6 protein-coding genes, 4 tRNA genes, 6 rRNA genes, 1 pseudogene and 1 riboswitch are annotated in these 23617 nt (G+C 46.6%); of the genes and pseudogenes, 13 read left to right on the top strand and 4 right to left on the bottom strand.

Translation table 11 applies throughout. The annotated features are described in order from the left end of the window. Nucleotides 1-2 precede the first annotated feature (2 nt). Nucleotides 3-1155 (bottom strand): annotated as a pseudogene (locus OCU60_RS16540) (IS3 family transposase). Nucleotides 1156-1620: 465 nt separating this feature from the next. Between OCU60_RS16540 and OCU60_RS16535 the strand changes: the two are divergent. Further along, entirely contained in the window at nt 1621-5433 is a 3813-nt protein-coding gene (locus OCU60_RS16535) for a hypothetical protein (RefSeq protein ID WP_074375289.1), read from the top strand. A 154-nt stretch (nt 5434-5587) separates the two neighbouring features. Here the strand turns inward: OCU60_RS16535 and trmA are convergent, their stop codons facing one another. Then, nucleotides 5588-6697: a tRNA (uridine(54)-C5)-methyltransferase TrmA gene (gene trmA, locus OCU60_RS16530; RefSeq protein ID WP_074375290.1), complete on the bottom strand. Its 1110-nt coding sequence runs from the start codon at nt 6695-6697 to the stop codon at nt 5588-5590. 138 nt (nt 6698-6835) lie between these two features. Beyond that, nucleotides 6836-7056, top strand: a riboswitch (cobalamin riboswitch). Nucleotides 7057-7096: 40 nt separating this feature from the next. On the opposite strand from trmA, the gene OCU60_RS16525 reads away from it, so the two are divergent. Together OCU60_RS16525 and murI are read left to right on the top strand one after the other, a co-directional pair. Further along, on the top strand, nt 7097-8935 hold the full coding sequence (locus tag OCU60_RS16525; protein WP_074375291.1) for a TonB-dependent receptor domain-containing protein: 1839 nt from the start codon (nt 7097-7099) through the stop codon (nt 8933-8935). Between the two features lie 123 nt (nt 8936-9058). Continuing rightward, a complete protein-coding gene (gene murI, locus OCU60_RS16520) occupies nt 9059-9880 on the top strand; it encodes a glutamate racemase (protein WP_074375292.1) in 822 nt (273 codons plus the stop codon). Here murI and OCU60_RS16515 read toward each other — a convergent pair. After that, nucleotides 9819-10271: an RNA recognition motif domain-containing protein gene (locus OCU60_RS16515; protein WP_074375293.1), complete on the bottom strand. Its 453-nt coding sequence runs from the start codon at nt 10269-10271 to the stop codon at nt 9819-9821. The two genes, murI and OCU60_RS16515, sit on opposite strands and share 62 nt — an antisense overlap. Nucleotides 10272-10873: 602 nt before the next feature. Here OCU60_RS16515 and OCU60_RS16510 point away from each other — a divergent pair. The 10 genes from OCU60_RS16510 (at nt 10874) to OCU60_RS16465 (ending at nt 21824) form a co-directional block, all read left to right on the top strand. Beyond that, nucleotides 10874-12415 (top strand): 16S ribosomal RNA (locus OCU60_RS16510). 61 nt (nt 12416-12476) lie between these two features. Beyond that, nucleotides 12477-12553: transfer RNA gene (locus OCU60_RS16505), tRNA-Ile, on the top strand. Between the two features lie 91 nt (nt 12554-12644). Further along, nucleotides 12645-12720 (top strand) — tRNA-Ala (locus tag OCU60_RS16500). 436 nt (nt 12721-13156) lie between these two features. Continuing rightward, nucleotides 13157-16047: ribosomal RNA gene (locus OCU60_RS16495) — 23S ribosomal RNA — on the top strand. A 78-nt stretch (nt 16048-16125) separates the two neighbouring features. Beyond that, nucleotides 16126-16241 (top strand): 5S ribosomal RNA (rrf, locus tag OCU60_RS16490). 373 nt (nt 16242-16614) lie between these two features. Continuing rightward, nucleotides 16615-18156, top strand: a 16S ribosomal RNA gene (locus OCU60_RS16485). A 62-nt stretch (nt 18157-18218) separates the two neighbouring features. After that, nucleotides 18219-18294: transfer RNA gene (locus tag OCU60_RS16480), tRNA-Ala, on the top strand. Nucleotides 18295-18595: 301 nt separating this feature from the next. Further along, a 23S ribosomal RNA gene (locus OCU60_RS16475) occupies nt 18596-21486 on the top strand. A gap of 77 nt (nt 21487-21563) precedes the next feature. Further along, nucleotides 21564-21679, top strand: a 5S ribosomal RNA gene (rrf, locus tag OCU60_RS16470). Together the 16S, 23S and 5S rRNA genes with 4 tRNA genes alongside form the textbook arrangement of a ribosomal RNA operon. A 68-nt stretch (nt 21680-21747) precedes the next feature. After that, a tRNA-Asp gene (locus tag OCU60_RS16465) sits at nt 21748-21824 on the top strand. Nucleotides 21825-22168: 344 nt separating this feature from the next. Here the strand turns inward: OCU60_RS16465 and glnG are convergent. Further along, nucleotides 22169-23572, bottom strand: a complete 1404-nt coding sequence (glnG, locus tag OCU60_RS16460) for a nitrogen regulation protein NR(I) (RefSeq protein WP_074372942.1) — start codon at nt 23570-23572, stop codon at nt 22169-22171. Between the last annotated feature and the right edge of the window lie 45 nt (nt 23573-23617).

Genomic DNA, 23617 nt, shown 5'->3' with positions numbered 1-23617 from the left:
TTCTACCCCGTTTTCACGGACGGTTTAGTAAAGACGTAAACTTGCTGTCTTGATTCGCCAGTCTACGTCGCATTCTTGGATTATGGAACCGTTCGATATAATCAAAAATATCTGCTCTGGCTTCATTTCTTGTCCGGTATTGTCGATAATTGATTCGTTCCCGTTTCATCACACCGAAGAACCCTTCACAAGCCGCGTTATCTGCACAATGGCCTACAGCACTCATGCTGCTGGTTAGGTTCTTTTGCTTGAGAAAGCGCTGATAGTCTCCGCTGGTAAATTGTGTGCCACGATCTGAATGTAAGATAACATGATGTCTTTCCTGTCGCTGCCAAACCGCCATTTCGACGGCTCGAATCACCATATGACGGTCTTGTCGATGATGCATCGACCAGCCAACGATGAGCTTGTTAAACAGGTCAAGCACCACACACAGATAAAGCTTCCCTTCAAGTGTCCCAATTTCTGTAATGTCTGTGACCCATTTGGTTTCCGGCTCCAAAGCATTAAAGTCCCGCTCAAGATGATTTTTTAAACCGTCAGGACGTGCGGACTGTCGCTTTGCCCCTCGACCTTTTTTACGCGGCCTGCCATAAAGTCCATTCGCTGACATCAGCCTGGCTACACGATTTAAGCTCGCTTTCAACCCTTCGGCTTGCAGATCTTCGTGCATACGTGGTGCGCCGATAATGCCACCGCTATCATCATGGATCTCGCGCATTCGTTTTAATCACGTTGCGTTAGCAAGAGCACGCGCACTTGGCTGACGTTCCACCCAAGCGTAATAACCACTAGGAGAGACGCGCAAACAACGGCACATGAGGCGAATAGAAAACACATCGCGGCAACGCGATATCGCAAGATACCTTACGGTAACTCTTTGGCGAAGAACGTTGCCGCTTCTCGCAAAAAATCACGTTCCTTTTTCACTTTCGCTAATTCGCGTTTTAGCCTCGCCATTTCTTCATCACGAGGAGAGCCACTGCCTTGAAATGCTTTATCTTGTGACTGCTCCGCCTCTCGTTTCCAACGGTTTAATAAGTTAGGATTGATGCCGATATCTAATGCTATCTGACGACAACTCACACCCGGTTGCTGAGTCAGCGCAACGGCTTCGCGTTTGAATTCTGCAGAATATTTTCTTCGCTTGGTCATAGACACTCCTTTTAGGCATAGTATGCCTCTTTATAGATGTGTCCGTAAAATATGGGTAGAACCCATGGGATTTGTACGAAGACTGAAGGTTCTGAGGTTGAGATGAGAGGATGCCCCTGTTGTAGAAACGAAGAGCAAAGGAATTTATGGTTTCGATTTGTGTCTTATGCCTATATACGCTTAAGTGCTAGTTTTGCTAATCTATTAAGCAATCTGGTGCATTTTTTAGGGGGGAGGGGTACTTCGATCTGAAAAGTGTTGATAGATTGCTTTTGATATAAATATCAAAAGTTTATTTGGGTATGGCAATCTGGTATTCATTCTGAATATTGAACTTCAATGTAGTAAATATTAATGAATCAGACTACATCCCTATCGGGTGTCGGATAGAAGCTCAATGGTAATCAGTATATCAAATATGAGAACTACCTACATGAAGCACTTTTCAATCAAGGAAGCATGAGCATGGATCACACTCATATAGTCCAAGCTGGCGATCTAGACCGATTTGCTCCAACAAGAGAAAGTCAGTCAGTTATTCCGGAACTAATTTATTGGCTTGTGACCCAATCTTGTTCCAATCTCGTTTTATGTCGAATTCCGTATGGTGATGCCGTCAACCAACCAGGTTGGGATGGTATGGTTGAAGTTGAGGAAGGGTTTCTCGAATTTGTTCCAAGTGGTAAATCTTTTTGGGAGATAGGTACAAACTCTAATCCAAGAGCTAAGGCTACAGATGATTTTAAAAAACGAACAGAGGAAATTGATGATGTCGAACGTGCAAGCTCGTCTTTTGTTTTTGTAACTCCGCGATCATCAGGAGCTGGTGGATGGAGTGAGCCAGCACAAACTCAATGGTTGGAGACACGAAAAGATACAGGGTGGAAACTGATTCGCATAATAGATGGAGTTAAGCTTGCTGATTGGTTAAGAGAATATCCAGCTATTGGAAAATGGATGGCCAAGAAGCTGAACTTGACTGCCAATTTAGGAGGTATCGCGACTGCGATTGAACATTGGGAAAATGTAAACTCCGAGTGTGAGGATGGTGAAGCTCTCCCGCCTAAGCTATTTACTATAGGAAGAAATAGTGCATGTGAAGCGCTGCAGGCACTATTTGAAGGAAGGACATCGGTATTAATGCTTTTTGCGGAGAGTTCGAATGATGTAGCTGATTTCGTCTCAGCTTTTATTGCAGAATTAGAGCCGGAAGCATCAGCAGCATACAGTAATCGTTGTCTCTACATTAGTGATGAACAAGCTTGGCGTAGCATCGTTGAAACTCGTTCCCCACATGTTTTAGTTGCAGATCCCCGCCTTGGTTTAGAAACAGATGAAGGTGCTACTCTCCAAGCTTTAGCTCGTCGTAAAGGTCATGCTGTCGTTGTTCCTCTATGTGGTGCTTGGTCTGGTGATAATCCAGAAATTTTAAAGCTAAGAAGCCCTTCACAATCACAAATTGAATCGGTTCTAAAAGAATCGGGTTATACCGAAGGAAGAGCGACAGAACTTGCAAGAGTCGGTGGTGAGAGGCTTTCTGCACTTCGACGTTACTTAAGAGGATATGGGGCCTTACCACCATATGCAACTTGGGATGCTGCAGCTCATTTAGCTCAGGCTGGGCTAGTTGGAAAATGGGACGGTTCTAATCCTTCAGATCGAGCTTTAATTGAGATGCTGCTGGGAAAAGATTACGGGGAGTGGATCGAAACTCTTAGGCCTGGCACACTTCGCTCGGACTCTCCCCTAGTTCAACATGATGAGAAGTGGAGATTTGTCGCGCGTGGTGAAGCCTGGGGGGCTCTCGGATCGCGAGTTACTGATGATGACCTAGAAAGGTTTGAAAAGACCGCCCTTTTTGTATTAGGAGAGGAAGATCCTAAGTTTGAACTTGCTAAGGAAGATCGGTTTGCTGCCAGTGTTCATGGAAAAGTCCTTACACATTCTTCCCTAGTTAGAAAGGGTATTGCCGAAACGCTAGCTTTAATTGGTTGTCGCCCTCAAGCATTGACTTCATGCTCCTTCGGAAAAGCGACTTCTACGGCTGTTATTGTTGTACGTGAGTTACTAAATAAAGCAGACTGGAAACGTTGGGCAAGTTTAGACTCTCTCATGCCACTTTTAGCAGAAGCTGCTCCTGACGAGTTCCTTGATGCATTAGACTCTGTCCTTATGGATCTGCGAGACACACCATTTCATAAAATTTTTAGTGAAGAGGGAAGTGGGGCCGTAGGTGGCGAGAATTATATGGTTGGCTTGCTCTGGGCGTTGGAAACATTGGCTTGGAGTCCGGAATATTTGTCTCGTGTATCAGTTATCTTGGCTGATATTGCTTCATTTGATACTGGCGGGCAATGGTCAAATCGTCCTTCTAATTCTTTAGCTGACATTTTTTTACCATGGCATGTACAGACTACGGCTACTTTTGATAAACGCAAAGCTGCTATTGAGTCTGTGATTAGGGAGCACCCTGTGGTTGGATGGCAGCTTATTCTTGCACTTTTGCCACACAACCATGGCTTTACAAGTGGGTGCCATCGCCCTGTCTGGCGTGAATTTATTCCTAGAGATTGGAAAGATGGCGTTTTAAAAAGTCAGTATTGGGAGCAGATTGATACATTTACGGTTCTCGCTGTTAATTTAGCTAAAAGTGATTCAGAGAAGTTGTGTGAGTTAATAAAGAGGTTATCTGACTTACCAGAGCCTGCTCACGACAGTTTACTTGAACATTTGAATTCCGACTTAATTGTGTCCTTACCAGAAGTAGAGCGTCTGCCTATTTGGGAGTGTGTTGATGAGCTAGTTCGGCACCACAGGAAGTTCGCTGATGCCGATTGGGCGTTACCTGAAAATACGGTTAACAAAATAGCGAATACAGCACAAATACTTGCTCCTACTTTGCCTGAGCTAAAATATCGGCACCTTTTTAGTGGCAGAGATATTGACCTTTATGACGAAAAGGGAGATTTTGATGAGCAACAAAAGCGACTCGATTCATTACGCGAAAGAGCTATCATAGAGATTATAAATGATGACGATAGTGATGCCGTGTTTCACTTTGCTTCAAGCGTTACTGTTCCCAATGAAGTTGGACGGGTGCTAGGAACTGTTGCGTCAGATAATTTGGAGCTGTCGATTCTTCCTTCTTTTTTAGAACGTAACGATGATATATCTGCTCGACTTGTTGCTGGTTATGTTTGGTCTAGATACTGGAAATTTCAAATAGAGTGGGTTGATGAAATCCTTCAAAGAGCTTGGACTATTGAGCAAAAAGCTAAGTTTTTAACTCATCTTCCTTTTGAAGAGAATATATGGGAGAGGGTTTCATCGTTCTTAGATGAGCAAGAGTCACTGTATTGGAAAAATGTGGTTGTGAATCCATATGGTCCAGCTCGAGATTTGACTGTAGCGATTGAAAATTTGTTAAAATACGGGCGTGGAGGTTCGGCAGTAACGTGCGTTTCTAGAATGGCTGACCGAAGTTCTCAATTTAATGAATCCCTCGCGATACAAGCTTTGTTAGATGTTATTGAAAAAGGTAGTGGAATCTCGGAGCTTAATGCTCATCAAACTGTCGAATTGATAACACATCTTCAAAAATCTAAAACCGCAGATCAGGATGCCTTGTTCAAAATCGAATGGAATTTCCTTCCATGGTTAGATCGTTTCTCATCCGGCTCACCAGTTACGTTAGAAAAGCGATTGGCGTCTGAACCAGGTTTCTTTGCGGAGGTTGTTGGGCTTGTTTATCGTTCGAAAAAGTCTCATCAAGAAGATAATGAACAATTCGATGAACATAAAAAAAGCTTAGCAAAAAATGCTTATAAACTTCTTACTGAATGGAAGCGTTGCCCTGGAACCCAAGAGGATGGGACGTTTATTACTGAATCATTTAATACTTGGTTTAGTGAAGTGCGTAAATTAACAGAAGAATCGGGACATGCAGAAGTTGCTCTGATTCAGGTTGGCCATGTATTAACCTGTGCTCCCCCAGACCCTGATGGTTTATGGATTCATAAAGCGGTTGCGACGGTCTTAAATTATCGTGATACAGGAGATATGCGCTCAGGCTTTACCAATCAACTTTTCAATGATCGTGGAGTTTATGGATTTACGCATGGGCAAGAGGAACGTAACCTAGCAAGAGGTTATAGGGATAAAGCGGAGGCCTTAGATGCGAACGGATACACGAGGTTTGCGACTGAAATGAGAGAGTTTGCTGAGCGATATGAACGACAAGCTGAACAAGACGAAAAGCGTAATCCATATGAGTATTAATCTAAACAATGTCTTTTAGTATGAACTAACAAGAGGATGCCAAGCGCATCCTCTTTTTGTTTTTTAACACTTCTAGTTTTAAAGTCTTAAGCTCTATCCGTACCTAGGGCCGTACCCAAAGGTATTTTTTGATGTTATAGATCCTGGTTTTCCCTTATTTTATAAGCTCCAATAGCACGCCCGCTTCCATATGGTGGGTGTAGGGGAATTGGTCGAACAGCGCGAAGCGAGTGACGCGGTGCGTTTCACTCAGAACGGCCAGGTTTTCCTTGAGGGTTTCCGGGTTGCAAGAAATATAAAGAATTCGAGGATATTTCTGCACCATTCTACAAGTATCGATATCCATCCCTGAGCGCGGTGGATCGACAAAAATTGTGTTGCATTGGTAGCTACTGAGATCAACACCGGCATCTTTGAGGCGGCGGAACTCACGCTTTCCTTCCATGGCTTGTGTGAATTCTTCCGCGGACATGCGAATGATTTGTACATTCTCAATATGGTTGGCAGCAATATTGTATTGCGCAGAGTCGACCGAAGGTTTCGCCAGTTCTGTTGCCAGTACACGGTTGAAATTTTGCGCCAGAGCCAGAGAGAAATTGCCATTTCCGCAGTAGAGTTCTAGCAGATCGCCCTGACTGTCACGGGTGCAGTCAACCGCCCACGTCAGCATTTTTTCGGCAATACGTCCGTTGGGCTGAGTGAAACTGTTTTCAACTTGCTGGTAGGTGTAGGTTTGATCATGGACGGACAGTTTTTCAACCACGTAATCGCGATCTAAGACCATTTTTATTTTTCGCGCCCGACCAATTAAATTTAGGTTGAAGCCTTGTTGACGTAATGTCTCTTTCAAGGTTTGAGCGGCTTGTTGCCACTGTTCGTCAATCTGACGATGGTAGAGTAGTGAGACAAGAATTTCGCCGCTGAGTGACGATAAAAAATCAACCTGAAACAGCTTATGGCGCAGGGTATGGTTATCACGCATCTGATCGAGCAAGGCAGGCATCAGTTGATTGATCAGCTGGCTTGCTGCCGGAAACTGATCGACCCGATATTTTTGGCGGGTCTCCTGATCGAACATAATGTAGTAGAGGTCATCCCCTTCATGCCAGACACGAAACTCCGCACGCATCCGATAATGTTGTTCTGGTGATTCAAACACGGCCAGTTCTGGCATTTGAAATTCAGAGAACATCTCAGTAAGCCGAGTGACTTTCTCTTTTAGTTGATTCTGGTAGCGTTCGGGATTTACATCAAGAGTAGTCATCGTATTACCTTACAGAGCGAACAGTTAAAGAGCGCAGATTTTATTCGATTCCATCATGATGTCCAGTCTGTTCGTCGATCCGCAAGAATTTTCTTCATACATACCGTGAATATCATCTGGACAAGGGTTAGGTAGGCCAATACTATCGTGCCAGTTGGTACCCCCAGTGACAACGAGTATGCATTTGCTGGGGTGTTGAAAAGGGAATCTGGTGAAAATCCAGAACTGACGCGCAGCGGTAAATAGAAGACAAGATCTCAAGAGACACTGCACCAGATGTGGGAAGTCGAGGTTTTGGCGGTTATCTCAGGGTAATCATATTCTTAAGTCCGAAGACCTGCCAGCAACCGGGAGAAAACAGGCGTCCCGGTCAGATTAACGCGAATTCAGGATATAAAAATGAAAAAAACAGTTTTAGCGATAGCAGTGGTATCGCAGCTCCCTTGTGCTTTCTATTCTTATGCAGACAGTTCAAATGCTGACACGATGGTGGTGACAGCGAATCGGTTTGAGCAACCGGCTAAATCGGTTCTTGCTTCCACGATTACAGTCACAAAGCAAGATATCGCAGCACTTCAGGCTCATAGTGCATTAGAAGTGTTGAGAACTTTATCTGGTGTTGAAGTCGTTTCTTCTGGAGGAAAGGCACAAGCAACGTCTATTTTTCTCCGGGGGACAGGATCTAAGCATACATTGATGCTTCTGGATGGTGTACGAATCAATTCATCAACAACTGGTGGGTCTTCAATTGGTCTAATCCCTGCCTTTGCGATTGAGAAGATTGAAATTATCAAGGGACATCGAGCAGCTGCTTATGGTTCTGATGCCATTGGCGGAATCATTAGCATTACGACAAGTAAGGATTTTACTTCCGAGCATCAGGGGCGTGTAGGATATGGTTCACATGGCCATAGTTTATTGGGATGGAAGAGTGTTGGCCAGTTGAACGACTCCACTCATGGTGAAGTCATCGTATCGCAAGAGAAGAGTGATGGTTACAAAGTGTTGGCAGCATCTCCTGATAGTGAAGAAGATGGATATAAAGCACAGACTTTTGTTGGTCATCTTCAGCATCAATTTAATGCCGAGTGGCAGGGCAAATTGACGCTTCATAAAGCAGATTCTTATGCTAAATATGCGACTAGCAATATGATCGAGCTGAAGCAGAAAAAAACTGATACTGAATCTGAACTTTTGGCTGGTTTACTTCGTTATGCTCAGGGTGACTTTTTCTCAGAGTTGCAAATTTCAACTCGATACAACGAAGCGACTGATGGATTAGCTGATGATTCTGATGCAAAGCAAATCATTCGAACGCGTCAAAACGTATTGAGTTGGCTCAATAATAGTGTTCTTGCAGATGTAATACATTTGCAGGTAGGGCTGGAGTACTCACAAGATAAGGCCGATTTACTCGGTAGCTATTCGAATAGTTATGACGAAACGGAAAAGCACATGCAATCGGTGTTTTTTACGTCGTCTACTGATGTCAATGATGTAACGTTTGAAGTTAGTGGTCGTTATGATGACTCCAGTACTTTTGGGCACCACACAACATGGAACGGTGGTATTGGTTATTGGATTACAGATGAACTCCAAATATTGGGGAACTTTGGCACAGCATATAAAGAGCCAAGTTTTAATGATCTATATTGGCCGAATAGTGGTAATCCAAATTTAAAACCAGAAGATTCGAAGTCAAGAGAGTTGGCAGTCAAAGGTTTTCACGAGCTTCTTTCTTGGGAGCTGTCGGTATACCGAACAGATCTTCAAGATATGATCGATTGGAAAAATGTGGGAGGTAGTGTATGGAAACCGTCAAATGTTGCGCGAGCACGAATTGAGGGAATAGAGCTAAGCGCTACTGTAGAGACTGGTCCAATTGAACATAAATTAAGTGCTGCATGGAAAAAAGCAGAAGATGCATCAGATGGTTCATTGCTTGATAAAAGAGCTCAGAACAACTATAGCTGGGCGATGCTGTACTCACAGAATCAGTGGCGCGGGACAATTACAACAAACTACGTTGGTAACCGTGCAGACTCAAGTAAATGGTTAGGATCTTATATTACAGTGGATACTGGCGTTTCTTATTTGTGGAATCATCAGACGTCCATAGGTATAAAAGTCGAAAATCTGTTCGATGAAGATTATGAGACCGGTTATTACGGTTCTGCCAACACCTATTATAAAGGAAATGAAAGAACGCTTTTTGCTGAAGTCGGTTATCAGTTCTAAGTTTCATCTCTAGACCAAAAAACCGCCTTCGGGCGGTTTATTTTCTTTAGAAAATCATGATTGTCAAAATCGATTGGAAGCGTATCATGCATTTTCATCTTTAGTTCTTCGATGTAGTTAAACGTGTCCTTACAAGTTTCTAATATCCTAATCTTTGATTCCGGTGTCGGTGGCCTTTCGGTTTATCGGGAAATTCATCAGCGACTCCCCGAGCATAACTACGTCTATCTGTTCGATAATGAAGGCTATCCATATGGAGAGCTGCCCCAACAAGAATTACTCTACCGGGTTGAAGCGTTAGTCACATCTATCGTGACGAGAATGGCAATTGATCTTGTTGTGATTGCTTGCAATACCGCGAGTACGATTGTTTTGCCGGGATTACGGAAGAGATTAGATATTCCTGTTGTCGGTGTGGTTCCCGCAATTAAACCTGCTTGTAATTTGGCTCAGCGATGTGTCGGCCTTATTGCGACTCCCGCAACCATCAAGCGGCCTTATACGCATGAGCTGATTCGGGATTTCTCATTTGATAAAGATATCTGTCTGCTTGGATCAACAGCGTTGGTCGATATGGCTGAGCGGAAATTACGTGGCGTCACAGTGAACATGTTTGAACTGGCAAGCATTCTTCAGCCGATTCAAGGGAAAATTGATGTTGCGGTACTCGGCTGTACACATTTCCCGTTATTGAGAGATGAGATTCAGCAGGTATTAGGCAGTAAGGTTATTCTGGTGGATTCTGGTAAAGCGATTGCCCGAAGGGTGGAGAGTTTGATTTCTGAAGCAATGTGTAGACATGCTCCCCAAACACCTCGGATTTTTGCCAGCACCTCGCCATATGATGGCGAAGCACTGACAAAAGTTTTATCCGGTTGGGGGTTTAATCAAATTGAGAATGATCCGATTCAGGGTTTTTCGGATCATTCGCAACCCGAACTTTGAGAGTCCGGTCCATATAACTAGACTCATTCAGTTTCGTAACTGCTTTTTGTGCGTCAGCCTCTGGCATCACCACAAAACCAAATCCACGTCGCTTTCCTGTCCGTTTGTCTTTCATTAAACGTACTGCGAAGACTTCACCATAATCTGCAAATAGGCTTTTTACATTCGATTCATTGGCTTTGTAAGGGAGATTGCCGACATATAATGTTGTTGTCGCCATCTGTGATTGTTGTTGAGAAGACGAATTTTGTGAAGTGAGAATAAAAATAAGCGTCGCTCCTGCCAACCCGACAAGAAAAGCAACGATTGAGGGAATTGCGAGCTGAGAAAGTGCAATAACACCTAATACAGCAAACGTGGCAAGCCACAAAAAAGATTTAGTTAAATTCATATGGAATACTACTTATCAATTAATAAGGAAGATGAATACATAAATAAAATAGAACAGATAAATGAATCTTACGTTTATGTCCAAGGTTTTTCCAACCTATTGCTGTGATAATCTTCAAAGGTTGTGACATTGTTTATAACGTTTCTGATTTCTTTTTGAGCAAACGAAAAAAAAAGTAAAGAAATCACTTGCTACAAGTTATTTGTTCCCTATAATGCCGCCTCACCGACAGAGAGTGTCTGAAAACGACAAACTCAAGGTAAAAGAAAATCCTTAAAATTGTTAGCAAATATCTGTTGACTTGATTTTCGAAAAGCGTAAGATACGCACCCCTAGCTAAGGCGACAAGCCAGACACTAGACGCTCTTTAACAATATAGACCAATCAATCTGTGTGGGCACTCGTCGATAAATATCAAATAAGATTTTATCAATGAACCGAGTGACCAATATCAAGTTAGAAAGCAGTTTTACTGTTATCTAACGAGAGCACAGTCAATTCAGCATTACTTATGTAATGTGACTTTTTGCTTCTGCTTTTTTAAAAAGCGGAGACGAAAAGCAGTATTCATTGAGCCGACACGCAAGTGTCAAAAAAACTTTTAATTGAAGAGTTTGATCATGGCTCAGATTGAACGCTGGCGGCAGGCCTAACACATGCAAGTCGAGCGGTAACAGGAAAGAGCTTGCTCTTTTGCTGACGAGCGGCGGACGGGTGAGTAAAGCCTGGGAAATTGCCCTGATGTGGGGGATAACCATTGGAAACGATGGCTAATACCGCATGACGTCTACGGACCAAAGAGGGGGACCTTCGGGCCTCTCGCGTCAGGATATGCCCAGGTGGGATTAGCTAGTTGGTGAGGTAAGGGCTCACCAAGGCGACGATCTCTAGCTGGTCTGAGAGGATGATCAGCCACACTGGAACTGAGACACGGTCCAGACTCCTACGGGAGGCAGCAGTGGGGAATATTGCACAATGGGCGCAAGCCTGATGCAGCCATGCCGCGTGTATGAAGAAGGCCTTCGGGTTGTAAAGTACTTTCAGCAGTGAGGAAGGGGGTAGTTTTAATAGAGCTGCCTTTTGACGTTAGCTGCAGAAGAAGCACCGGCTAACTCCGTGCCAGCAGCCGCGGTAATACGGAGGGTGCGAGCGTTAATCGGAATTACTGGGCGTAAAGCGCATGCAGGTGGTCTTTTAAGTCAGATGTGAAAGCCCGGGGCTTAACCCCGGAGTTGCATTTGAAACTGGGAGGCTAGAGTACTGTAGAGGGGGGTAGAATTTCAGGTGTAGCGGTGAAATGCGTAGAGATCTGAAGGAATACCGGTGGCGAAGGCGGCCCCCTGGACAGATACTGACACTCAGATGCGAAAGCGTGGGGAGCAAACAGGATTAGATACCCTGGTAGTCCACGCCGTAAACGATGTCTACTTGGAGGTTGTTCCCTTGAGGAGTGGCTTTCGGAGCTAACGCGTTAAGTAGACCGCCTGGGGAGTACGGTCGCAAGATTAAAACTCAAATGAATTGACGGGGGCCCGCACAAGCGGTGGAGCATGTGGTTTAATTCGATGCAACGCGAAGAACCTTACCTACTCTTGACATCCAGAGAAGCCGGAAGAGATTCTGGTGTGCCTTCGGGAGCTCTGAGACAGGTGCTGCATGGCTGTCGTCAGCTCGTGTTGTGAAATGTTGGGTTAAGTCCCGCAACGAGCGCAACCCTTATCCTTGATTGCCAGCACTTCGGGTGGGAACTTCAGGGAGACTGCCGGTGATAAACCGGAGGAAGGTGGGGACGACGTCAAGTCATCATGGCCCTTACGAGTAGGGCTACACACGTGCTACAATGGCGTATACAGAGGGCAGCCAACTTGCGAAAGTGAGCGAATCCCAAAAAGTACGTCGTAGTCCGGATTGGAGTCTGCAACTCGACTCCATGAAGTCGGAATCGCTAGTAATCGTGAATCAGAATGTCACGGTGAATACGTTCCCGGGCCTTGTACACACCGCCCGTCACACCATGGGAGTGGGCTGCAAAAGAAGCAGGTAGTTTAACCTTCGGGAGGACGCTTGCCACTTTGTGGTTCATGACTGGGGTGAAGTCGTAACAAGGTAGCGCTAGGGGAACCTGGCGCTGGATCACCTCCTTACGAATAGATATTGAGATGAGTGTCCACACAGATTGATTTGGTTTATAAGCAAAGAGAGTTTGGGTCTGTAGCTCAGGTGGTTAGAGCGTTCGCCTGATAAGCGAGAGGTCGGTGGTTCAAGTCCACTCAGACCCACCAAATTTTTCTTCTTCGGCGTTACATTGTTCGTCGCATAGTCAACTATGCTTGCTCACAATGTGGCTTGAATAAGAAAAATTGACTACACGATGGGGCTATAGCTCAGCTGGGAGAGCGCCTGCCTTGCACGCAGGAGGTCTGCGGTTCGATCCCGCATAGCTCCACCATCTTTAAGGGTTTTTGATAAGAATCTTTAAAGATGGTTTTGTGAGAAACAAAATCTTTGCTCTTTAACAATTTGGAAAGCTGACAAAATAATGTGTGTTTCATTGGAAACAGACGATTATTTGTAAAAGTTCTCAATACTTTCTCGAAAGAGAAAGACCAACACAATCAAGTGTTCTTGGAAATGCACAGTTTTTCTGTGTCATTCAATTGAGTCCGGCAAAACCAAGTCACACACTCATGTATAAAATATTGTGTGACACCTAATTAGTTGATGATATCAACCCTTAGGTTTTTGCGCTGAGAATTTTTGCCTGAGACAAGGCAGCAAGAAGGATATCGCAGGGAGCTATCGTCTGATAGTGACCAAGCAGCCTTCGACGCTAACGCTGTATTCAGGGAAAAAGGCCAAGCAAAAAAGACTTCTTCGGGTTGTATGGTTAAGTGATTAAGCGTACACGGTGGATGCCTTGGCAGTCAGAGGCGATGAAGGACGTATTAACTTGCGATAAGCGTAGATGAGGTAGTAAAAACCACTTGAGTCTGCGATTTCCGAATGGGGAAACCCAGCTGCAGCAGCAGTTATCATTAGATGAATACATAGTCTAATGAGGCGAACCGGGAGAACTGAAACATCTAAGTACCCCGAGGAAAAGAAATCAACCGAGATTCCGAGAGTAGCGGCGAGCGAAATCGGAGTAGCCCTTAAGCTTTTGCAGCGTTAGGTGAAGTGTCTGGAAAGGCACGCAATAGAGGGTGATAGCCCCGTAACCGAAGGCGCTGTTTAGGTGAAAACGAGTAAGGCGGGACACGTGATATCCTGTCTGAACATGGGGGGACCATCCTCCAAGGCTAAATACTCCTGACTGACCGATAGTGAACCAGTACCGTGAGGGAAAGGCGAAAAGAACCCCTGTGAGGGGAGTGAAATAGAACCTGAAACCGTGTACGTACAAGCAGTAGGAGCCTCCTTTGTGGGGTGACTGCGTACCTTTTGTATAATGGGTCAGCGACTTATATTCAGTGGCGAGGTTAACCGATTAGGGGAGCCGTAGCGAAAGCGAGTGTTAACTGCGCGTTCAGTCGCTGGATATAGACCCGAAACCGGGTGATCTAGCCATGGGCAGGTTGAAGGTTGAGTAACATCAACTGGAGGACCGAACCGACTAATGTTGAAAAATTAGCGGATGACTTGTGGCTAGGGGTGAAAGGCCAATCAAACCCGGAGATAGCTGGTTCTCCCCGAAAGCTATTTAGGTAGCGCCTCGGACGAATACTACTGGGGGTAGAGCACTGTTAAGGCTAGGGGGTCATCCCGACTTACCAACCCTTTGCAAACTCCGAATACCAGTAAGTACTATCCGGGAGACACACGGCGGGTGCTAACGTCCGTCGTGGAGAGGGAAACAACCCAGACCGCCAGCTAAGGTCCCAAATTACAGCTAAGTGGGAAACGATGTGGGAAGGCTCAGACAGCTAGGATGTTGGCTTAGAAGCAGCCATCATTTAAAGAAAGCGTAATAGCTCACTAGTCGAGTCGGCCTGCGCGGAAGATGTAACGGGGCTAAGCTGTAAACCGAAGCTGCGGCAATGTGATTTATCACATTGGGTAGGGGAGCGTTCTGTAAGCCGTTGAAGGTGGATTGTAAAGTCTGCTGGAGGTATCAGAAGTGCGAATGCTGACATGAGTAACGATAAAGGGAGTGAAAAACTCCCTCGCCGGAAGACCAAGGGTTCCTGTCCAACGTTAATCGGGGCAGGGTAAGTCGACCCCTAAGGCGAGGCCGAAAGGCGTAGTCGATGGGAAACGGGTTAATATTCCCGTACTTGTTGTGAATGCGATGGGGGGACGGAGAAGGCTAGGTGGGCCTGGCGACGGTCGTCCAGGTTCAAGTGCGTAGGCTGTAGAGTTAGGTAAATCCGGCTCTGCGTTAGGCTGAGACACGATGTCGAGCATCTACGGATGTGAAGTCATTGATGCCATGCTTCCGGGAAAAGCCTCTAAGCTTCAGTTCACAAGAAATCGTACCCCAAACCGACACAGGTGGTCGGGTAGAGAATACCAAGGCGCTTGAGAGAACTCGGGTGAAGGAACTAGGCAAAATGGTACCGTAACTTCGGGAGAAGGTACGCTCTTGACGGTGAAGTCCCTCGCGGATGGAGCTGTTGGGAGTCGCAGATACCAGGTGGCTGCAACTGTTTATTAAAAACACAGCACTGTGCAAAATCGTAAGATGACGTATACGGTGTGACGCCTGCCCGGTGCCGGAAGGTTAATTGATGGGGTTAGACTTCGGTCGAAGCTCTTGATCGAAGCCCCGGTAAACGGCGGCCGTAACTATAACGGTCCTAAGGTAGCGAAATTCCTTGTCGGGTAAGTTCCGACCTGCACGAATGGCGTAATGATGGCCACGCTGTCTCCACCCGAGACTCAGTGAAATTGAAATCGCTGTGAAGATGCAGTGTACCCGCGGCTAGACGGAAAGACCCCGTGAACCTTTACTACAGCTTGGCACTGAACATTGAACCTACATGTGTAGGATAGGTGGGAGGCTTTGAAGCGCAGTCGCTAGATTGTGTGGAGCCATCCTTGAAATACCACCCTTGTAGTTTTGATGTTCTAACTTTGGCCCGTTATCCGGGTCGAGGACAGTGCCTGGTGGGTAGTTTGACTGGGGCGGTCTCCTCCCAAAGAGTAACGGAGGAGCACGAAGGTGGGCTAAACACGGTTGGACATCGTGTGGTTAGTGCAATGGCATAAGCCCGCTTAACTGCGAGAATGACAATTCGAGCAGGTGCGAAAGCAGGTCATAGTGATCCGGTGGTTCTGAATGGAAGGGCCATCGCTCAACGGATAAAAGGTACTCCGGGGATAACAGGCTGATACCGCCCAAGAGTTCATATCGACGGCGGTGTTTGGCACCTCGATGTCGGCTCATCACATCCTGGGGCTGAAGTCGGTCCCAAGGGTATGGCTGTTCGCCATTTAAAGTGGTACGCGAGCTGGGTTTAGAACGTCGTGAGACAGTTCGGTCCCTATCTGCCGTGGGCGTTGGAGAATTGAAAGGGGCTGCTCCTAGTACGAGAGGACCGGAGTGGACGAACCACTGGTGTTCGGGTTGTGATGCCAATCGCATTGCCCGGTAGCTAAGTTCGGGATCGATAACCGCTGAAAGCATCTAAGCGGGAAGCGAGCCTTGAGATGAGTTCTCCCTGGCGCTTAAAGCGTCCTGAAGGGTTGTTCGAGACTAGAACGTTGATAGGCAGGGTGTGTAAGCGCTGTGAGGCGTTGAGCTAACCTGTACTAATTGCCCGTGAGACTTAACCATACAACACCGAAGGGGTTTTAGGACTCTTAGAGACTTGATTGTGTACGAGAATCAGCTTTTCGAATTGAAAGAAATTTGCTTGGCGACCATAGCGTTTTGGACCCACCTGAATCCATGCCGAACTCAGACGTGAAACGAAACAGCGCCGATGGTAGTGTGGGGTCTCCCCATGTGAGAGTAGGACATCGCCAGGCTTTAATTTTGTCACTTGCTTCTTTTGAGGCAAGTCACCATAAATCTTTTCAGAAGATGAAAGTTTTATGTTGACTTTCAAAGTGGGTAGCGTATTATACGCGTCCTGCCTAAGTGCTAAGGCACTGAAAGCAAAGCTCTTTAACAATATAGACCAATCAATCTGTGTGGGCACTCGTCGATAAATATCAAATAAGATTTTATCAATGAACCGAGTGACCAATATCAAGTTAGAAAGCAGTTTACTGTTATCTAACGAGAGCACAGTCAATTCAACATTACTTATGTAATGTAACTTTTTGCTTCTGCTTTTTTAAAAAGCGGAGACGAAAAGCAGTATTCATTGAGCCGACACGCAAGTGTCAAAAAAACTTTTAATTGAAGAGTTTGATCATGGCTCAGATTGAACGCTGGCGGCAGGCCTAACACATGCAAGTCGAGCGGTAACAGGAAAGAGCTTGCTCTTTTGCTGACGAGCGGCGGACGGGTGAGTAAAGCCTGGGAAATTGCCCTGATGTGGGGGATAACCATTGGAAACGATGGCTAATACCGCATGACGTCTACGGACCAAAGAGGGGGACCTTCGGGCCTCTCGCGTCAGGATATGCCCAGGTGGGATTAGCTAGTTGGTGGGGTAAGGGCTCACCAAGGCGACGATCTCTAGCTGGTCTGAGAGGATGATCAGCCACACTGGAACTGAGACACGGTCCAGACTCCTACGGGAGGCAGCAGTGGGGAATATTGCACAATGGGCGCAAGCCTGATGCAGCCATGCCGCGTGTATGAAGAAGGCCTTCGGGTTGTAAAGTACTTTCAGCAGTGAGGAAGGGGGTAGTTTTAATAGAGCTGCCTTTTGACGTTAGCTGCAGAAGAAGCACCGGCTAACTCCGTGCCAGCAGCCGCGGTAATACGGAGGGTGCGAGCGTTAATCGGAATTACTGGGCGTAAAGCGCATGCAGGTGGTCTTTTAAGTCAGATGTGAAAGCCCGGGGCTTAACCCCGGAGTTGCATTTGAAACTGGGAGGCTAGAGTACTGTAGAGGGGGGTAGAATTTCAGGTGTAGCGGTGAAATGCGTAGAGATCTGAAGGAATACCGGTGGCGAAGGCGGCCCCCTGGACAGATACTGACACTCAGATGCGAAAGCGTGGGGAGCAAACAGGATTAGATACCCTGGTAGTCCACGCCGTAAACGATGTCTACTTGGAGGTTGTTCCCTTGAGGAGTGGCTTTCGGAGCTAACGCGTTAAGTAGACCGCCTGGGGAGTACGGTCGCAAGATTAAAACTCAAATGAATTGACGGGGGCCCGCACAAGCGGTGGAGCATGTGGTTTAATTCGATGCAACGCGAAGAACCTTACCTACTCTTGACATCCAGAGAAGCCGGAAGAGATTCTGGTGTGCCTTCGGGAGCTCTGAGACAGGTGCTGCATGGCTGTCGTCAGCTCGTGTTGTGAAATGTTGGGTTAAGTCCCGCAACGAGCGCAACCCTTATCCTTGATTGCCAGCACTTCGGGTGGGAACTTCAGGGAGACTGCCGGTGATAAACCGGAGGAAGGTGGGGACGACGTCAAGTCATCATGGCCCTTACGAGTAGGGCTACACACGTGCTACAATGGCGTATACAGAGGGTTGCCAACTTGCGAAAGTGAGCGAATCCCAAAAAGTACGTCGTAGTCCGGATTGGAGTCTGCAACTCGACTCCATGAAGTCGGAATCGCTAGTAATCGTGAATCAGAATGTCACGGTGAATACGTTCCCGGGCCTTGTACACACCGCCCGTCACACCATGGGAGTGGGCTGCAAAAGAAGCAGGTAGTTTAACCTTCGGGAGGACGCTTGCCACTTTGTGGTTCATGACTGGGGTGAAGTCGTAACAAGGTAGCGCTAGGGGAACCTGGCGCTGGATCACCTCCTTACGAATAGATATTGAGATGAGTGTCCACACAGATTGATTTGGTTTATAAGCAAAGAGAGTTATGGGGCTATAGCTCAGCTGGGAGAGCGCTTGCATGGCATGCAAGAGGTCTGCGGTTCGATCCCGCATAGCTCCACCATCTTTAAGGGTTTTTGATAAGAATCTTTAAAGATGGTTTTGTGAGAAACAAAATCTTTGCTCTTTAACAATTTGGAAAGCTGACAAAATAATGTGTGTTTCATTGGAAACAGACGATTATTTGTAAAAGTTCTCAATACTTTCTCGAAAGAGAAAGACCAACACAATCAAGTGTTCTTGGAAATGCACAGTTTTTCTGTGTCATTCAATTGAGTCCGGCAAAACCAGTCTCTCGCTCATGTAAATCAATGAGAGACACCTTGGTTACTGATAATGCAGCTCGAAACTTCTTCGGGTTGTATGGTTAAGTGACTAAGCGTACACGGTGGATGCCTTGGCAGTCAGAGGCGATGAAGGACGTATTAACTTGCGATAAGCGTAGATAAGGTAGTAAAAACCACTTGAGTCTGCGATTTCCGAATGGGGAAACCCAGCTGCAGCAGCAGTTATCATTAGATGAATACATAGTCTAATGAGGCGAACCGGGAGAACTGAAACATCTAAGTACCCCGAGGAAAAGAAATCAACCGAGATTCCGAGAGTAGCGGCGAGCGAAATCGGAGTAGCCCTTAAGCTTTTGCAGCGTTAGGTGAAGTGTCTGGAAAGGCACGCAATAGAGGGTGATAGCCCCGTAACCGAAGGCGCTGTTTAGGTGAAAACGAGTAAGGCGGGACACGTGATATCCTGTCTGAACATGGGGGGACCATCCTCCAAGGCTAAATACTCCTGACTGACCGATAGTGAACCAGTACCGTGAGGGAAAGGCGAAAAGAACCCCTGTGAGGGGAGTGAAATAGAACCTGAAACCGTGTACGTACAAGCAGTAGGAGCCTCCTTTGTGGGGTGACTGCGTACCTTTTGTATAATGGGTCAGCGACTTATATTCAGTGGCGAGGTTAACCGATTAGGGGAGCCGTAGCGAAAGCGAGTGTTAACTGCGCGTTCAGTCGCTGGATATAGACCCGAAACCGGGTGATCTAGCCATGGGCAGGTTGAAGGTTGAGTAACATCAACTGGAGGACCGAACCGACTAATGTTGAAAAATTAGCGGATGACTTGTGGCTAGGGGTGAAAGGCCAATCAAACCCGGAGATAGCTGGTTCTCCCCGAAAGCTATTTAGGTAGCGCCTCGGACGAATACTACTGGGGGTAGAGCACTGTTAAGGCTAGGGGGTCATCCCGACTTACCAACCCTTTGCAAACTCCGAATACCAGTAAGTACTATCCGGGAGACACACGGCGGGTGCTAACGTCCGTCGTGGAGAGGGAAACAACCCAGACCGCCAGCTAAGGTCCCAAATTACAGCTAAGTGGGAAACGATGTGGGAAGGCTCAGACAGCTAGGATGTTGGCTTAGAAGCAGCCATCATTTAAAGAAAGCGTAATAGCTCACTAGTCGAGTCGGCCTGCGCGGAAGATGTAACGGGGCTAAGCTGTAAACCGAAGCTGCGGCAATGCTCGTGAGAGTATTGGGTAGGGGAGCGTTCTGTAAGCCGTTGAAGGTGGATTGTAAAGTCTGCTGGAGGTATCAGAAGTGCGAATGCTGACATGAGTAACGATAAAGGGAGTGAAAAACTCCCTCGCCGGAAGACCAAGGGTTCCTGTCCAACGTTAATCGGGGCAGGGTAAGTCGACCCCTAAGGCGAGGCCGAAAGGCGTAGTCGATGGGAAACGGGTTAATATTCCCGTACTTGTTGTGAATGCGATGGGGGGACGGAGAAGGCTAGGTGGGCCTGGCGACGGTCGTCCAGGTTCAAGTGCGTAGGCTGTAGAGTTAGGTAAATCCGGCTCTGCGTTAGGCTGAGACACGATGTCGAGCATCTACGGATGTGAAGTCATTGATGCCATGCTTCCGGGAAAAGCCTCTAAGCTTCAGTTCACAAGAAATCGTACCCCAAACCGACACAGGTGGTCGGGTAGAGAATACCAAGGCGCTTGAGAGAACTCGGGTGAAGGAACTAGGCAAAATGGTACCGTAACTTCGGGAGAAGGTACGCTCTTGACGGTGAAGTCCCTTGCGGATGGAGCTGTTGGGAGTCGCAGATACCAGGTGGCTGCAACTGTTTATTAAAAACACAGCACTGTGCAAAATCGTAAGATGACGTATACGGTGTGACGCCTGCCCGGTGCCGGAAGGTTAATTGATGGGGTTAGACTTCGGTCGAAGCTCTTGATCGAAGCCCCGGTAAACGGCGGCCGTAACTATAACGGTCCTAAGGTAGCGAAATTCCTTGTCGGGTAAGTTCCGACCTGCACGAATGGCGTAATGATGGCCACGCTGTCTCCACCCGAGACTCAGTGAAATTGAAATCGCTGTGAAGATGCAGTGTACCCGCGGCTAGACGGAAAGACCCCGTGAACCTTTACTACAGCTTGGCACTGAACATTGAACCTACATGTGTAGGATAGGTGGGAGGCTTTGAAGCGCAGTCGCTAGATTGTGTGGAGCCATCCTTGAAATACCACCCTTGTAGTTTTGATGTTCTAACTTTGGCCCGTTATCCGGGTCGAGGACAGTGCCTGGTGGGTAGTTTGACTGGGGCGGTCTCCTCCCAAAGAGTAACGGAGGAGCACGAAGGTGGGCTAAACACGGTTGGACATCGTGTGGTTAGTGCAATGGCATAAGCCCGCTTAACTGCGAGAATGACAATTCGAGCAGGTGCGAAAGCAGGTCATAGTGATCCGGTGGTTCTGAATGGAAGGGCCATCGCTCAACGGATAAAAGGTACTCCGGGGATAACAGGCTGATACCGCCCAAGAGTTCATATCGACGGCGGTGTTTGGCACCTCGATGTCGGCTCATCACATCCTGGGGCTGAAGTCGGTCCCAAGGGTATGGCTGTTCGCCATTTAAAGTGGTACGCGAGCTGGGTTTAGAACGTCGTGAGACAGTTCGGTCCCTATCTGCCGTGGGCGTTGGAGAATTGAAAGGGGCTGCTCCTAGTACGAGAGGACCGGAGTGGACGAACCACTGGTGTTCGGGTTGTGATGCCAATCGCATTGCCCGGTAGCTAAGTTCGGGATCGATAACCGCTGAAAGCATCTAAGCGGGAAGCGAGCCTTGAGATGAGTTCTCCCTGGCGCTTAAAGCGTCCTGAAGGGTTGTTCGAGACTAGAACGTTGATAGGCAGGGTGTGTAAGCGCTGTGAGGCGTTGAGCTAACCTGTACTAATTGCCCGTGAGACTTAACCATACAACACCGAAGGGGTTTTAGGACTCTAGAGACTTGATTGTGTACGAGAATCAGCTTTTCGAATTGAAAGAAATTTGCTTGGCGACCATAGCGTTTTGGACCCACCTGAATCCATGCCGAACTCAGACGTGAAACGAAACAGCGCCGATGGTAGTGTGGGGTCTCCCCATGTGAGAGTAGGACATCGCCAGGCTTTAATTATTTGTTTTCAGAAGAATCTGAAGGCAAAAGCTAGAAAAGACTGCATAGTCTGACCAATGCGGAGTGGTAGTTCAGTTGGTTAGAATACCGGCCTGTCACGCCGGGGGTCGCGGGTTCGAGTCCCGTCCACTCCGCCACTTATCTGAAACCCTGATAGCAATATCAGGGTTTTTTTGTGTCTGACGGATAAGACATTCTCATTTTTCATGATTATATTGCTATTCCCCAATGCTATTAAGCCTCAGCCAAAAGATTGGGACTTTCTGTTTTCTGCAATGAGACTTAATTTATTCTATCTTCGATATAACTTTATATATTGAAAAGAATATAACTGCTGAATGGTCATCCTGTCTTTTTTGCTGCTTGGATGAATTAGCACTGTCATATCATGATTATGGTTGGGGAAACAGTGACTATATTGCTATTGGATGGAGAAATAGTCACTGAAACATATTTTTGTTGTCAAAAGAATGAGTGAGGTTTAGTAAAGTTCCTTTAATTTGCGAGTCAATGTATTTCGCCCCCACCCCAGCACTTTTGCTGCATCTTGTTTATGTCCATTGGTATGACTTAATGCCGCTTCTAAGAGAATTCGTTCAAATTCAGGTAAAGCATAGGATAGGAGATCCGTTTCTCCGGCAGACAGTGCCGTTCTTGCCCAAGCGTCCAATTGTTTCTGCCAGCTGGAATCATTATCGAATTCAACATTTTTCTTTTCTGACAACAGTTCTGAGGGTAAGTCATTAGGAAGGACTTCTGTACCACTTGCCATGACAGTTAGCCAACGACACATGTTCTCTAACTGCCGTACATTACCCGGCCAGTCGAGACGATTGAGAGTCTCTAATGATTTAGGATGCAGTGTTTTCATTTCCACACCGAGTTCCTTGGCCGCAAGTGCTAAAAAATGTTTAGTCAGCTTTTCGATGTCCTGACGACGCTCTCTGAGTGCGGGAATTTGAATTCTGATGACGTTTAAGCGATGAAACAGATCTTCCCGGAACTTACCTTGATGAACAAGCTTCTCAAGGTTTTGATGCGTTGCAGCAACGATTCGGACATCTACTTTTATTGCTGAATGTCCGCCAACACGATAAAACTGCCCATCAGCCAGCACTCGCAACAATCGAGTTTGAATATCGAGTGGCATGTCACCTATCTCGTCTAGAAATAGCGTTCCGCCATTCGCTTGTTCAAAGCGGCCTTGCCTGACATTGTTTGCACCGGTAAATGCCCCCTTTTCATGACCAAATAACTCTGACTCAATCAAGTCTTTCGGAATGGCAGCCATATTTAAGGCAATAAATGGCTTCTGCGCACGTGGGCTATGTCGGTGTAAAGCATGAGCGACCAGTTCTTTCCCTGTTCCTGATTCACCATTGATTAGTACGGAAATTGAAGAACGTGAAAGACGTCCGATGGCCCTAAATACCTCTTGCATGGCCGGAGCCTCGCCAATAATCTCAGGGGTATCATCTATATTTGTCAGACGACCCGACTGATCTTTTCGTTGCTCTTGGCCATGAGCAATGGCGCGTTCAACTAACGTGAGTGTTTCATCAACATCAAAAGGCTTGGGGAGGTATTCAAAAGCACCTTTTTGATAGGCGTTTACTGCGGCATCTAGATCAGAATGAGCCGTCATGATGATGATAGGGAGCTCTGGTGAGCGGGAGTGGACTTGATGTAATAGCTCGATACCATCGATACCGGGCATACGTATGTCGGATACTAATACGTCAGGAGATTCTCTTTCCAGAGCCATCAGAACACTCTCTGCATCGGAGAAAGTTTCGCATTTAATGTTGGCTGAAGACAGGGTTTTTTCCATCACCCATCGAATAGAGCTATCGTCATCGACAACCCATACGTATCCTTTACTCATAATTAGTATTCCTTAAACAGCATCTGTCACTAACGTTCGCTAAGC

It is taken from the genome of Vibrio spartinae, assembly GCF_024347135.1.
GTDB lineage: Bacteria > Pseudomonadota > Gammaproteobacteria > Enterobacterales > Vibrionaceae > Vibrio > Vibrio spartinae.
This window is presented reverse-complemented; position numbering and strand designations above follow the sequence as displayed.

Excerpts from the sequence above, each read along its gene's own strand:
- OCU60_RS16535 (WP_074375289.1), top strand. The coding sequence starts at position 1,621 with ATGGATCACACTCATATAGTCCAAGCTGGCGATCTAGACCGATTTGCT.
- trmA (WP_074375290.1), bottom strand. The coding sequence starts at position 6,697 with ATGACTACTCTTGATGTAAATCCCGAACGCTACCAGAATCAACTAAAA.
- OCU60_RS16525 (WP_074375291.1), top strand. The coding sequence starts at position 7,097 with ATGAAAAAAACAGTTTTAGCGATAGCAGTGGTATCGCAGCTCCCTTGT.
- OCU60_RS16515 (WP_074375293.1), bottom strand. The coding sequence starts at position 10,271 with ATGAATTTAACTAAATCTTTTTTGTGGCTTGCCACGTTTGCTGTATTA.
- glnG (WP_074372942.1), bottom strand. The coding sequence starts at position 23,572 with ATGAGTAAAGGATACGTATGGGTTGTCGATGACGATAGCTCTATTCGA.